Below are 14460 nucleotides of genomic sequence, written 5' to 3'. Positions count from 1 at the left end.
TTAGTTGAAATTGCAGTGTCCGACTCAGGTAAACGCTTAAACAAATACATTAGTGATTCAGGCTATTGTTCACGCCGAGAAGCAGATAAGCTCATTGAAGCTAATCAAGTGACGATTAATGGCAAGGTACCTGAGCTGGGGACAAAAGTGCTACCAGGCGATATCGTTTGTGTAAAAGGGCAAACTATTAGCGCAGCGCAAAGTAACAAGGCTAAGCGCGTTTACATCGCTTATCACAAGCCCGTAGGGATAACCTGCACTACTGAGCGCCATGTCAAAGGTAATATCATTGACGCTATCGGTCATAAAGAACGAATATTTCCCATTGGCCGCTTAGATAAACCATCAGAAGGGTTAATATTTCTCACCAGCGATGGTGACATTGTTAATAAGATTTTGCGTGCCGAAAATGCACATGACAAGGAATATATTGTCACGGTTGATAAACCGATCAGTGAACGATTTGTTGAACGTATGGCAAGAGGCGTCCCTATATTAGGGACCATTACTAAACCTTGTATCGTTAAGCCACAAAGTAAGTTTGTCTTTCGCATTATTTTAACGCAAGGGCTTAATCGTCAAATTCGCAGAATGTGTGAGTATTTGGGCTATGAAGTTAAAAAGCTTAAACGTTCACGGATTATGAATGTTCAATTGGGTAACCTAAAAGCAGGACAATGGCGAGATTTAACCGAGCAAGAAATGAAAGAAATTAACCAAGCCGTTGCCCACTCGCGTAAAACGTCAGAAAAAGCTGAACGAACTAAACAAAGCGATTGTACTAAATCGGTTTCGGTTAAGCGTCCTATAAAAAAAATGTTTAATAAAAGTGTCGACAAGGACAAAACAAAGGCTCGCTCAACACTATCAGTGAAATCCTACAATAAAGATTAGTTTTTTGCTTTTTTATAGTAAGAAGCAATTATTGAAGCTAACAATAAGTATTAAAAAAGGAGCTGTAAGCTCCTTTTTTAGTAACTGAACACCTGGCTAAGATTAGTTTTCTCTTAGCGCTCTAAAGCCTAAATAGTTAGAACGAAAACCTGATGATAACTCTAAGCGAACCGATGTACGGGCAAGTTTAGGCGCAAAATTCCATGCACCGCCTCTAGCAACAACTTTTTCACCGTTAGTCAGTTCCCAAACATTACCTACCGTATCGTATAAACCAAATTTGTTCGGTCTAAATGATGCCACGGGTGCTGTGCTGATATTTGACCATTTGCTACCGCAATAGGCACAGTTTGCTTTACCATTACCGATGTCATTCCCCCACCAGTAATTGTCGGCACTACCTGCACGTGCGACATATTCCCACTCTAATTCAGTCGGTAAGCGATATTTACGCTCTGTTTGACGAGAAAGCCATTTTAAATAGGCTTTGCTATCTTTATCGCTAACACACACTACCGGATGTTCATCGGTTTGTTGAAATCCTGGGTTGCGCCAGTTTAAAACACTGTTATAGCGCGGTTGACCATCGACATAAGCCGCACAACCATTGTCGCTTTCTGCTTCTGTAACATAGTTGGTCGCTTTAACAAATTTTTTAAAGTCACCGACGGTAATTTGGCTTTGCCCAATGGCAAATGCCTTAAGAATTTCTTCGCCTCTGGCAGGTTTTTCATTGGTTAATCCTGCGCCTTTCATATCTCCCATTTGAAAACGACCAGCAGGAACGCCAATCAACTCAGGTCCTAGCTCTTCACTGGAAAGAATATCTTGGATTTTTTCACCGTTAGCAAAGTTAATTGATGCCTTAACTAATTCCGCCTTAATCGTGGTATTTTTGGTTAGGCGAACTTGCTGCTCAAAGTCGAGGTAGCCAGGCTTGGTAATGACAATGTCGTGTAACCCTGCACTTAACATGACAGATAATTTTGTTGAGCCGTAGCTGACGCCATCAATAAAAACTTCATCATCATATTGATCAGAACGAATGGTTAATTCATAAAGGACCGAGTCATCATTTAGGCTAACGCTGTTTTCTGGATCAAAACTCACTTCAGCGGTTGACGCGTGTTTTTCACTATATGTACAGTAACGTGCTGAAAGGTCGAGTAATTTACAAGCTTCGGTGTTTGGCAAAGAGCCTTGCAATTCAACCGTAACTGATGTGGTGTAATTACCTTGACCACTAAATTCACCACTCATCACTTTGTGTTTTAATACGCGTACATGAGCCGCTGAGTCATCTTTATTTTGATTAATCAATTTTGACTCTGTTGCCGAGGCATACAAACTATCGACAAATTCTTTAGAAGCTTTTTGCTTTGCTAACTGGTTGCTGCGGGTGATACATTGCTTTAAAGTTTCCTGTGCATCACAGGTGACCATTTGTTTAGCTTGCAATTCGCTCTGCTTTTCAAACTCTCTGCGCAACCTGTCTACGCGAGCAATACGAATTTCTTCAATTAACGCTTCACGAGCGTTTGCTAAAGTGAAACGGTCAATATTTGCTTGGGCAAGTTTTGCTTTTAATTCTTCTAAAAGTTGTACGCTGGCTTTAATATCTTCTTTATTACGCTTTTGATTGATAATGGCTTGTCGGTAGGCATTTTGTGCTTCAGCGATATCTTGTTCTGGATTATCAACCATTGCTTCATATTGTTCGTTCATGTTCAACAACGCCTGCGCTCTAGCATTTTGAAGTTCTGAACCTTGGTTTCTTAGCAGGGTTAGTCGTTCCTGCTCACCAGCAATTTGTGAATTTAAATCATCAAGTGAAGAGATAAAGGCCTTATATTCTGCCTCTTTGGTTTCTAACTGCAGTTCTAAACTTTCAACTGAAGAACTTTGTGTCGAAGTAGCCGCCCAACTGGGAGTGCTAAGTGAAAGACAACCAACTGTAATAGCAAGTAAAGCCAAGCGCATGTTTTATATTTCCCGAACAATTTAGAATTTACTTCAAGTGTGATGAGATATTCTCGTTACCCAACTTAAAGATTTCTTTCAATTTATCATTGATATAGTTTTAATTCTCTCAATCATATTTCCTCAACGGCGAAATCGCAAGTGATAATCAGACAAACCTTGCAATTGTTGAAAGGTTTCGCTCTCCAGTCGGGCTTTATTCTTGATTTAACAAGTTTGCAGGCGAAAACTGATCCGTTAATAATCGTGTGTCTTTTGGCCAGTCTTGTTCGTCAGCGGTTGAGGTTAGCCACGTTAGTAGCTCTACACTGTTAATATTGTATGGGGCTAACTTTTTCTCTAGTTTTAATGCGTTATCTGCCAGTGTTTTGTAGTTTGGTAAAGCCTGTTTACTGGTGAGAATAACGCGATTGGCGTTTTTGTTGCTGCGCACGTTAAAAAAATCACCAAATACCGCGTGGTACGTGGCAGACTCATAATCATAGAGCTTACTGATTGAAAACGTATTAGCAGTTAATAAACCATCATCGGTTAGTAACTGCTTACTTTCTTCTAGAAATTCTTTGGTTAACAAGTGCTCTGGAATATAGTCACCATTAAATGCATCTAAAATAATCCAGTCATATTGTTGTTGCTTAAGTTTGGCTCGTTTAATAAAAATGCGACCATCAGCGATATGGGTTTTTATTCGTTCATTTTCAATAAAGCCAAAGTATTGTCGGGCGACATTAACGACTACGGGATCTATTTCAACATTGTCAATATAGGCTTCGGGATAGAGCATATGAATGGTGTTGGACATAGTACCACCGCCTAAACCGATAATAAGCACTTTACTTGGCGTTGTTTCGCGCATTATTAATGCTGAAAAGAGTTGTTTAGTATAAGCAAAGACCAACCGTTGAGGATCGTTTTTGATAAAGCAGCTTTGATTTGATTCAGTGCTTTTACCGTCAAATTTTAAGCAGCGAAGTTGATGTTTGTCTTCGACAATAATATTGCGATAAAGGGAGCGCTCTTTGTGGATGATTTGGGCATTTAGTTTGGGTAAAAACATGCCTAACGCTATTGCGATTAAAAACATTATTCTTATCACTGTGCCCCTCCAAGTTGTGTTTCTTTTACTTCGAGTTGACGAGGTGAAATAACAATAGCACTAATACCCAGCAGTACTAGCGTTGCACTGAATGCAAAGATGATGTCATTGACTTCAAATAATAAGACAAAGTAAAAAGAGGTAATGATTGTCCCTAACGCACTTCCTAATGTCGATACGAAATAGAGTACTCCTGCAACTTGACCGCTGTGTTCTTTATCTTTAACCAGCAGTCTTACTGAATAGGGGGAAATCATCCCAAGTATAATCGTAGGAATAAAGAATAATGTCATTGCTGCGACAAATGAGCCGTAGCGACTATCTTCTATGCGAATGAAAATAAATTCCATCAACTGTGAAGCCCACAAAGCGATAGGTAACACGGTAATTCCTGCAATAAGAAAAATACAGCCAAAACGTGTTAAAGACGCAGAACGGGTAGAAAGCTTACCGCCTAACAAATAACCCAAAGATAAGCTCAACATAAAAACGGTAATGATACTGCCCCAAATATGGATACTACTGCCAAAATAGGGTGCTAAAATGCGCCCCCCTAACAGTTCGATGCCCATGATACAAAAGCCACTGCAAAAGGCTAAAAAATAGATATATACATTACGCCAAGAAAACGCGGCATTAAGACTAGGTTTGAACATTTCTTCCAACAAAATAAATATTTGTAACCATCATAGCGTTTATTAATTAGCTTGTGCCAATAAATTTGGAGAATTTTTGTGGTAACGGCATCGGTTATGGTTAAAACCTTGAACGACTGTCAGCGAAAGTGTTTTTTTGTTTATCTGGTCTTATCGGTTAGCACTTATCAATATCTTCTTATTAAGGAAACTAATGACAGGCTCTTATCGCAATAAAAGCTATCCATTATTTGTTACCGCAATGTTTACCCTAATTTTGCTTGGTTTGAGTTTTCTCATGTTGCCAGCAACGGCAGCAAATCAAACTAATAATACTCTGCAAAATTGGACGTTAAAAAATACCCAAGATGAAATCGTTGCCCTAGCAGACTATCAGGGTAAACCGGTAATTCTGGTATTTTGGGCAACTTGGTGCCCTTACTGCAAAAAGCTGCTGCCGGGGCTCGAACAATTGCATCAACAATATGCGGACAAAGGGTTAACGATTTTAGCGCTTAACATTAAAGAAGACTGGAAACCTAAGGTTTATTGGCGCAATCATGAGTACAGTTTCCCTGCATTATTGGAAGGCGACAAGGTTGCGCAGCTATACGGCATTATGGGAACACCAGGCGTGGTTTTTATTAGTCCCGAAGGAAAAGTACTTAAAGCAACGTACTTTTCTGATCCAAAACATCCGTTGTTGACTAAGTTTGTTGAAGCCTATATTCACTAGGCTGGTGATAGCGAAAACGGTCGAGTGCCGTTTTCGCCAGTGAGATAACATACTAAAGCAGAGGTTTAAGGAATCTCGCGGTGTGAGAGTTTTTGTGTTTAGCCACTTGTTCAGGTGTGCCAGTTACTAAAATTTCACCACCGCCTGAGCCGCCTTCAGGGCCTAAATCGACAATCCAGTCAGCTGTTTTAATGACATCAAGGTTGTGTTCAATAACGACGACCGTGTTGCCATGATCACGTAAGCGATGAATAACGTGTAACAACTGCTTGATGTCATGAAAATGCAAGCCAGTGGTTGGTTCGTCAAGAATGTACAAGGTTTTGCCCGTATCACGCTTTGATAGCTCTTTTGATAATTTAACTCGCTGCGCTTCACCACCTGAAAGGGTGGTCGCCGACTGGCCGAGTTTTATGTAACTCAAACCGACATCAATCAGCGTTTTTAATTTACGTTTAACTGCTGGAATCGCACTAAAAAATTCATAGGCATCTTCAATGGTCATATCTAAGACTTCATGAATATTCTTACCTTTGTATTTCACTTCTAGTGTTTCACGGTTATAGCGTTTGCCGTGACAAACATCACAGGGTACATAAACATCAGGTAAAAAGTGCATTTCAACTTTAATGACGCCATCCCCTTGACATGCCTCACAGCGACCACCTTTTACATTAAAGCTAAATCGACCCGCCTTATAACCACGTGAACGCGCTTCTTGGGTACCAGTGAAAATATCACGAACATTGGTGAAAATACCAGTGTACGTCGCTGGGTTAGAGCGAGGGGTTCGACCAATCGGGCTTTGATCAATATCGATAACCTTATCAAGTTTTTCTAAGCCCTCAATTGCTTTATGCGGCGCTGGTTCTTGTGTGGTTGCTCCGTTGAGCTCGATGTGAGCAAGTTTATATAAGGTATCATTGATTAACGTTGATTTCCCCGAGCCAGAAACACCAGTAATACAGGTCATCAAGCCAATTGGGATAGTTAAATCAACGTTTTTGAGATTATTACCGCTAGCACCTATAAGTTTCACGATATTGTCTTTGTCAAATGGGGTTCGCTTTTTCGGAACGATAATGCCTTCTCTACCGGACAAATACTTTCCGGTAAGTGAGTGCTCGCAATTCATAATGGTGTTTACATCACCTTCGGCGATAATTTCACCGCCATGAACTCCCGCACCTGGGCCGATATCAATAACATGATCGGCTTCGCGGATGGCGTCTTCATCATGTTCAACCACAATGACGGTATTGCCAAGGTCACGTAAATGGATCAGGGTCTTGAGTAAGCGTTCATTATCGCGCTGATGTAAACCGATAGAAGGTTCATCTAGCACGTACATCACGCCAACGAGACCAGCACCAATTTGACTTGCTAAACGAATGCGTTGCGCTTCTCCACCAGACAAGGTATCAGCACTGCGAGAGAGGTTGAGGTAATTTAAACCAACGTTGACCAAAAAGCCTAATCTGTCATTAATTTCTTTTAAAATTTTCTCGGCGATTTTGCCTCGTTGCCCTGTTAGGTTTAGGCCTTGGAAAAATGCTAATGCATCTGCAATCGCGAGTTCGGCAATGTGATGAAGCGGTGTTTCATTGATAAAAACATTTCGAGCTTCTAAACGTAACCGTGAACCACCGCAGTCAGGACAATGCTGACTATTGAGATATTTAGATAATTCTTCACGCACAGCATTGGATTCGGTTTCTCGGTAACGCCTATCCATATTATTGAGGATCCCTTCAAAAGGGTGTTTTCGAATGACAACATCACCACGGTCATTCATATATTTAAACTCAATCTCTTGTTTACCACTGCCGTGTAAGACGACTTTTTGGTGTGCTTCATTTAATTGGTTAAATGGCTTATCAACAGCAAAGCCAAAATGCTCTGCGAGCGCCTGTAACATTTGAAAATAATAGAAATTTCGTTTATCCCAACCGCGAATCGCGCCGCCGGATAAACTAAGCTCTGGGTTAGCAATAACGCGATTTGGATCGAAAAATTGTTGAATGCCTAAGCCATCACAGGTTTGACAAGCACCTGCTGGATTATTGAACGAGAATAACCGCGGTTCTAGTTCTTGCATGCTGTATCCACAGTGTGGACAAGCAAAATTAGCAGAGAACACTAACTCTTCGCGATCTGGTTCGTCCATAAAGGCAACTTTCGCGGTACCCGAGGTTAAGGTAAGTGTTGTTTCAAACGATTCCGATAAACGAAGTTGAATATCTTCGCGCACCTTTAAGCGATCGACAATCACTTCGATAGTATGTTTTTTATGAAGCTCTAACGTTGGTGGATCAGAAAGGTCGCAAACTTCGCCATCGATTCGCGCACGAATATAACCTTGGGCGGCTAGATTATCGAGTAATTTTACGTGTTCCCCTTTTCTGTCTTGTAATACTGGGGCAAGGATCATTACCTTGGTGCCTTCTTCTAAGGCAAGCACGCGATCAACCATTTGTGAAACTGTTTGGGCGGCAAGTGGCGTGTCATGAGTTGGGCACCGAGGCTCACCAACACGGGCATACAACAAACGCAGATAGTCGTAAATTTCTGTAATGGTACCTACGGTTGAGCGAGGGTTATGGGATGTTGATTTTTGTTCAATTGAAATAGCCGGTGATAAACCTTCGATGTGATCAACATCGGGTTTTTCCATTAATGATAAAAATTGACGAGCATAAGCAGACAATGATTCAACATAACGCCTTTGACCCTCAGCATATAAAGTATCAAAAGCAAGAGATGATTTCCCTGAACCAGAAAGGCCAGTAATAACAATGAGTTTGTCGCGAGGAATGTCTAAACTAATGTTCTTGAGGTTGTGTGTTCTAGCACCTCTAACTTCTATCTGTCTCATAATGTTCCCATGATAAATCTTAGCCGGCTATTATTGCATAAAAACCGTTCTCGAATATATGATTTTGTTCAATCAATTGCCGTGCTAAACTAGCGCGAAAATTTCTCCCGTAAATGAGTGTTTAAAGTACGTAGTCATGAGTATCTCTGGATTAAATCGTATCGAAAAAAAGGCCGCTTTTTCACTAGCCGCAGTGTTTGGATTGAGAATGTTAGGCTTGTTTATGATCTTGCCGGTCTTCGCTATTTATGGACAGCAACTTATTGGTTACAGCCCAATATGGATTGGCCTTGCGATCGGCGCTTACGGTTTAACGCAAGCGTTATTGCAAATACCTATGGGGATTCTATCCGATAAGTTTGGCCGAAAGCCGGTGATCTTATTTGGTTTATTGGTATTTCTTATCGGTAGCATCGTGGCTGCACTTTCTGAGTCTATTTATGGTGTTGTGATTGGTCGGGCGTTGCAAGGGATGGGAGCAATTGCCAGTGCCGTATTAGCGTTGGCAGCCGATTTAAGTCGGGAAGAACAACGACCAAAAGTGATGGCGACGATCGGCATGTTTATTGGGCTTTCTTTTACCTTTGCTATGGTTTTAGGGCCCATTGTTGCAGAATCTTTTGGATTACATGGTTTATTTTGGTTTACGGCCGCACTCACAATCGGCGCCATGTTACTGATTCAGTTCATGGTTCCTTATTCGGTTAACAAAGCACCTAAAGGTGACAATGTTGCCTTACCTGAACAAATCAGTACCTTGATTCGAGATCCACAACTATTTCGTTTAAACCTTGGCGTTTTTGTTTTGCATATGGCACTCACCGCAAGCTTTGTGACCTTGCCTAAACAATTCGTTAACGCTGGACTTGCGTTAGAATCACATTGGCAGCTTTATTTACCTACCCTGATTGGTTCGTTTATTTTGATGGTGCCATTTATGATCATGGCAATTAAAAAGCAAAAAGAAAAACAATTCTTTAGCGCAGCGGTATTATTATTGTCTGCGGCCTTATTTCTCTTGTGGTATTTACCGACAACGATTACCAGCTTAGTGATTTTAGTTGTGATGTTTTTTACCGCTTTTAATTATCTCGAAGCGACCATGCCATCAATTCTTTCACGTCTTGCCCCTGCCGGCGTTAAAGGCAGTGTTATGGGCATTTACTCAAGTAGCCAATTTATGGGAGCGTTTTGTGGTGGTTTAATCGGCGGTGCGATTGCCAGCCATGCTGATGAGCATGTCATTTTCTTAGTCATGGCTTGCAGTTGTCTATTATGGTTTGGCGCAGCTACTGGTTTAAAACCGTTGAAAAAATCAAAAAGCTTTAGTTTTAAAACGAACATCACTTGTGAGCAACAAGCCGATGAAGTTGCCGAGCAATTGATTAATATGCCAGGGGTGATTGAAGCCACGTTAGTGCATACTGAAGCGGTAGCTTACCTCAAGGTAGACGATAAAGTCGCAGATTTAGCTAAAATTAAAAGCGTACTAAAACCTCGAGTCTGTTGACCCACCAAAGTTGACATTAAATGATGTTGCTGATTTCAAAGCTTAGCTGTTGATGTCCGGCAACTAGCTGAACTTCATCTCCTAAGTATGCGTCGACAAGTTGCTGACCCAAAGGAGATTTTGGGGTAATAAAGGTTATTTGATCATCGCCCAACATCGTCGAATAACCAGCACCAGCCGGCGCAATTAAATACCAGAGATAATTGTTGGCGTCGTTGTGAAGTTGAACTAAAGCACCAAGAGTAATTGCTTCATCCTCCGATAAGGCTCTCGTCGGTAAGCTTTTGATGGCCTCAATATCTATTTTCAATTGTTGTGCTCGTTTTGCTTGACCTTCAGCTAAGTAACCCGCTTCTATCGCTAAGGTATCATATTGGGTTTCGGCGACTGACTGCTCGTCGGTTGATGCTGCTCTTGCATCGTTAGCAGCCTGAATAGCTACTGCTAATTCTTCTTCTAAGTGTTTTATGAGTTGATTAACTAAAGCTTGCTTATCCATCGGTTTTATAGCGAAAAAAATCTTAATGACATCTTGTCTTGTTTCACACGGGTATTCAATCAGTTATTTCGGTTAGTTGGTCAATTTTTACCACCAATCTGACAGGTGTCAAAATTAAAGCTTGTCTTTCAGTTAAAGTGAAACTATTTTATAGAGACTGGTTAGACCTTATTAGATTTTTGAGTAGAGACAATGACAACATCTTATCCCCATTTATTAGCGCCCTTAGATTTAGGGTTTACGACGCTTAAAAACCGTGTGTTGATGGGCTCTATGCACACAGGGCTTGAAGAGGAAAAAGGTGGCTTTGATAAATTAGCTGCTTTTTATCAAGCCAGAGCAAAAGGCGGGGTTGGACTGATTGTCACTGGGGGGATTAGCCCAAATACTCGAGGAAGGTTAGCCCCCTTTGGTTGTGAGTTAAGCCATTTTTGGCAAGTAGGAAAGCATAAAAAAATTACGGAAGCCGTTCACCAGTATCCAACAAAAATTTGTTTACAGTTGCTGCATGCTGGGCGATACAGTTATCACCCACTTAATGTGTCGGCGAGTAAGAAAAAATCCCCCATTAATCCGTTTACCCCCAAGGCGATGTCAGTTAGGCAAATCAAGTCAACGATAAAAGACTTTGCTTATTCTGCGCACTTAGCTAACAAGGCAGGCTATGACGGTGTTGAAATTATGGGTTCAGAAGGCTATCTCATTAATCAGTTTAGTTGTGTTCGTGTTAATGATCGCACTGACGAGTGGGGGGGCAGTATTGAAAATCGTATGCGCCTGGGCTGTGAAATAGTCAAAGCGGTGCGTGAGAAAGTCGGTAAAGAATTTATAATTATTTTTAGGCTATCGATGCTGGATCTTGTCGAAGGTGGCAACAGTTGGCAAGACGTTGTTACTATGGCGAAAGCGATTGAAGCTGCCGGTGCAACCATCATCAATACAGGGATTGGCTGGCACGAAGCGCGTATTCCAACTATTGCCACTTCCGTCCCAAGAGCGGCATTTACTTGGATCACTGAGCGAATGAGAAAGGAAGTATCGATACCGTTAGTAACCACCAATCGCATCAATACACCTGAAATAGCTGAACAAGTTTTGGCGAATGGTCACGCTGACATGGTATCAATGGCGCGACCATTTTTAGCGGATGCTGAATTTGTTAATAAAGCAGAGCAGAATAAAAGTGAAGAGATTAACACCTGTATTGGCTGTAATCAGGCTTGCTTAGATCATGTTTTTGAGCAAAAACGGGCGTCTTGTTTAGTTAACCCTCAGGCATGTTATGAAACCGAATTGGTGTTCAAACCTTCTTCCGCTAGTAAGCGTTTAGCGGTCATCGGAGCAGGTCCTGCAGGTATGGCGTTTAGTGTTTATGCGGCTCAAAAAGGCCATAAAGTTACCTTGTTTGATCGAGCCAATGAAATTGGTGGTCAGTTTAATATCGCGAAACAAGTGCCCGGCAAAGAAGAGTTCTATGAAACGTTGCGTTATTTTGATGTTCAATTGAAAAAGCATCAGGTCGAGTTAACGCTTGATACTGAGGTCACCTCACAAATGTTAATAGACGGCGAGTTTGATGAGGTTATTCTAGCAACTGGCATTATCCCAAGAAAATTAACCATACCTGGGGCTGATCATCCTAAAGTAAAATCTTACTTACAAGTGTTACGAGACAAAGAGCCTGTAGGTGAAAAAGTAGCGATTATTGGTGCAGGCGGGATAGGTTTTGATGTCGGCTGTTATCTTGTTGAAGAAAAAACGGTCGATCAACCGGACAAATGGCTAGCAAGTTGGGGCGTTGATAAAAGTTATCAACACAATGGTGCTTTGCTACCCGATGCTGAGCATCATGCGACAACCAAACAAATCTATTTGTTGCAACGAAAAACCACTAAAGTTGGAAAAGGTCTAGGTAAAACCACTGGCTGGATCCATCGTGCAACACTGCAAAAAAACCACGTAAAAATGATGGCGGGTGTCAGCTACCAATCGATAGATGATCAGGGTTTACATATCGAAGTAGATGGTAAGCCTCAAGTGTTGGATGTTGATACCATTATTGTTTGTGCTGGACAAGAACCTAACCGAGCGTTACAGCAAGCGCTTGTTGATGCTGGTAAATCGGTGCATCTAATTGGTGGTGCGAATGTCGCCGCTGAACTTGATGCCAAGCGCGCGATAAGGCAAGCAGCTGAGCTTGCAATAACAGTTTAGCTAAAGGCAGTAAACAGGAGCTAGGTGTTAATTTTATAGTGAGGTTATGAATTTTATCGTTATCCATGACATAAACAAAGCAGCTAAAGACAGAGCGATTAACTTTAATTTTTGGAATATTTTACTAGATTTTTTAGCTTGTGCTAGTCTGTCTTGATATTCTTTTGGGGTGATACCTAACTTTCTTGCGCTTGAAATTACCTTTAAATGTTGTAGCTGTTCTTCAAAGATAAATTTTTGCTTTTCAAAAGCAGCTCTTTGCTGCTCTTCTGGTGCATTTTTTGGCAAATCGTTTATAAGTTTATCTATTTGTTTGTAATAAGAATCAGCTAACGCAATCTCTTCATTTGATAGGTGTTCATACCAAGGTCTTTTACTTTCCATCAGTTAGCATACTCCATTAACATCCCTTTTGTGCTTGAGTGTAATGATAGATTCACAACCTGGCAAGGTTATTTTCATAGGTTTTATACCTTTCTTAGTTCAAGTAAAAATCGCGGATTAAACCCCGTTAGCTATAGTTCTATTAGCATTTGTATTTTGAAATAGCGAATGTCCTGTATATCTATTGATATCGAAGCAGGGCTAGTCGCTGGTAATGGTAAAGCGTCGCTATTGTTTAAATTAGTGAAAAAGTCTCCTTTAAAAATAGTACATTATAGATCTGCCACTGCCGATATTGTGCTGTTAGATGTCAATATGCCCAAGAAGGATGAGGTGACTGCGTGTAAACACTTTATGTAAATGAATGAAGATTTTGTGGTGTTGCTTATTATAGCCAGAGCAGAAGTTGAAGTGCGGTTAGCTGGATATCAGGTTGGCAGTTATGGTTATCTAAACAAACCTACGCCAAATAAACTCCATTGGTCCGATGGTAAAACGCTTTAACCAATATCTTACTGCAGCGACTTGTACCATTAACATACCTATGCCAAAAAACACTATGGTATAAAAAGGTACTTGCCCCATCAGGCCGACGCCATAGCCATAAAAGAGCAGTACACAAACGCTGGTTTGCATTAAATACCCGGTTAGTGCCATTTTACCTAATCGCGAAAAGTGGTTATCGGCTTTTTGGTTAAGCCATAAGCGATAAAGTAAACCAATATAGGCCAGTGCCATCGTTGTACAGCCAATGTGATAAACAAAACCTTGAACTAGACCTAGTAAATTGATTGAAAATGGGCTGCCAGTGATGGCTTTTATATAAGCATAAACTGCGTTAAGTAATGCGCCAATAAGCAACAAAGAGAATAACTGTTTAGTCGTTGGCAGAGGCGCTTTTGCTAGGATAAAGTGTCTCACCAAATAAACGCCGAGTAAAAACTGCCCAAGTACTTGAAACGGGCGCCCTGTTTTTAAGTACGCCAATGGTCTAGGTATGGCGCTAAAAATATTTCCCCAAAAAACATCATAAAAATTATCTGATGTGCGTAGTGTCAAAAGATCGATATTTGTGTAACCCAATGTTTGTCGAAGGTTGATGACACTATCACTTAGTATTCGCCAAAAACTGTGAGAATGAGAGTGCATCAGAATGAAATGTATTAACAACGGCATAATGAGTAAAGCGATTACCCATTTTAATAAGCTTTTTTGATTCAATGTGATAAAACATAATAAGCAAAGACCTAATAGGCTATATAAAGTGAGAATATCACCATGCCAAATGAAATACATATGGCAGATACCGATAGCAAAAAGAACTGCCATTCTTTTTAGCCAAAATAAGGAGAACGCTTGTTTTTTGCTGTGAAATCTCTCGTACTGTAGCGCAAACCCGGCACCAAATAAGATGGCAAAAATACTATAAAATTTACCCTCAATGAGAAAATCTATAGCGAATAAGACAGCCCTATCCCACCAAGCAAGTTGCGTAACTTGCGAAAACGAGAGCGAGTAAAAACCAGCAAAACTAACTAAATTTGCAAAAATGATCCCGCAAAGCGCAAAACCTCGCAGACCGTCAAGTGCGATAATTCTATCTTTTGTTGGTTTTACAGGCTGGCTCATCGATAAAC

Annotated in this window: 12 protein-coding genes; 5 read left to right on the top strand and 7 right to left on the bottom strand. The window is 40.8% G+C overall.

What is annotated here, in order from left to right; translation table 11 throughout:
- Positions 1-48: 48 nt before the first annotated feature.
- Complete coding sequence (rluF, locus tag ACSLUH_RS11650) at positions 49-894, top strand: 23S rRNA pseudouridine(2604) synthase RluF (protein ID WP_448567299.1); 846 nt, start codon at positions 49-51, stop codon at positions 892-894.
- 102 nt (positions 895-996) lie between these two features.
- Here the strand turns inward: rluF and ACSLUH_RS11645 are convergent, their stop codons facing one another.
- The 3 genes from ACSLUH_RS11645 to ACSLUH_RS11635 form a co-directional block, all read right to left on the bottom strand.
- Positions 997-2874, bottom strand: coding sequence for an SUMF1/EgtB/PvdO family nonheme iron enzyme (locus ACSLUH_RS11645; protein WP_448567151.1), 1878 nt, complete (start codon positions 2872-2874; stop codon positions 997-999).
- Positions 2875-3070: 196 nt separating this feature from the next.
- Entirely contained in the window at positions 3071-3958 is an 888-nt protein-coding gene (locus tag ACSLUH_RS11640) for a spermidine synthase (protein WP_448567297.1), read from the bottom strand.
- 8 nt (positions 3959-3966) lie between these two features.
- Positions 3967-4626: a fused MFS/spermidine synthase gene (locus ACSLUH_RS11635; protein WP_448567149.1), complete on the bottom strand. Its 660-nt coding sequence runs from the start codon at positions 4624-4626 to the stop codon at positions 3967-3969.
- Positions 4627-4819: 193 nt separating this feature from the next.
- Here ACSLUH_RS11635 and ACSLUH_RS11630 point away from each other — a divergent pair, with 193 nt between their 5' ends.
- The gene (locus tag ACSLUH_RS11630) at positions 4820-5341 is read left to right on the top strand and encodes a peroxiredoxin family protein (RefSeq protein WP_448567147.1); all 522 of its coding nucleotides are present in this window, start codon (positions 4820-4822) and stop codon (positions 5339-5341) included.
- Between the two features lie 52 nt (positions 5342-5393).
- Here ACSLUH_RS11630 and uvrA read toward each other — a convergent pair whose 3' ends face one another.
- On the bottom strand, positions 5394-8216 hold the full coding sequence (gene uvrA, locus ACSLUH_RS11625) for an excinuclease ABC subunit UvrA (RefSeq protein WP_448567145.1): 2823 nt from the start codon (positions 8214-8216) through the stop codon (positions 5394-5396).
- 136 nt (positions 8217-8352) lie between these two features.
- Between uvrA and ACSLUH_RS11620 the strand changes: the two genes are divergently transcribed.
- A complete protein-coding gene (locus tag ACSLUH_RS11620; RefSeq protein ID WP_448567143.1) occupies positions 8353-9726 on the top strand; it encodes an MFS transporter in 1374 nt (457 codons plus the stop codon).
- Between the two features lie 16 nt (positions 9727-9742).
- Here ACSLUH_RS11620 and ACSLUH_RS11615 read toward each other — a convergent pair whose 3' ends face one another.
- Positions 9743-10225 (bottom strand): hypothetical protein, encoded by a 483-nt coding sequence (locus ACSLUH_RS11615; protein WP_448567141.1) that lies wholly within the window; start codon positions 10223-10225, stop codon positions 9743-9745.
- A 192-nt stretch (positions 10226-10417) separates the two neighbouring features.
- Here ACSLUH_RS11615 and ACSLUH_RS11610 point away from each other — a divergent pair, with 192 nt between their 5' ends.
- Positions 10418-12439, top strand: a complete 2022-nt coding sequence (locus tag ACSLUH_RS11610) for an oxidoreductase (RefSeq protein WP_448567139.1) — start codon at positions 10418-10420, stop codon at positions 12437-12439.
- Positions 12440-12472: 33 nt separating this feature from the next.
- Here ACSLUH_RS11610 and ACSLUH_RS11605 read toward each other — a convergent pair whose 3' ends face one another.
- Positions 12473-12823, bottom strand: coding sequence for a hypothetical protein (locus ACSLUH_RS11605; RefSeq protein WP_448567137.1), 351 nt, complete (start codon positions 12821-12823; stop codon positions 12473-12475).
- Positions 12824-12991: 168 nt separating this feature from the next.
- Between ACSLUH_RS11605 and ACSLUH_RS11600 the strand changes: the two genes are divergently transcribed.
- Positions 12992-13183: a hypothetical protein gene (locus ACSLUH_RS11600; protein WP_448567136.1), complete on the top strand. Its 192-nt coding sequence runs from the start codon at positions 12992-12994 to the stop codon at positions 13181-13183.
- A gap of 90 nt (positions 13184-13273) precedes the next feature.
- On the opposite strand, the gene ACSLUH_RS11595 is transcribed toward ACSLUH_RS11600, so the two are convergent.
- Complete coding sequence (locus ACSLUH_RS11595) at positions 13274-14452, bottom strand: DUF418 domain-containing protein (RefSeq protein WP_448567134.1); 1179 nt, start codon at positions 14450-14452, stop codon at positions 13274-13276.
- Between the last annotated feature and the right edge of the window lie 8 nt (positions 14453-14460).

The sequence above is a fragment of the Thalassotalea ganghwensis genome (genome assembly GCF_053485795.1).
This window is presented reverse-complemented; position numbering and strand designations above follow the sequence as displayed.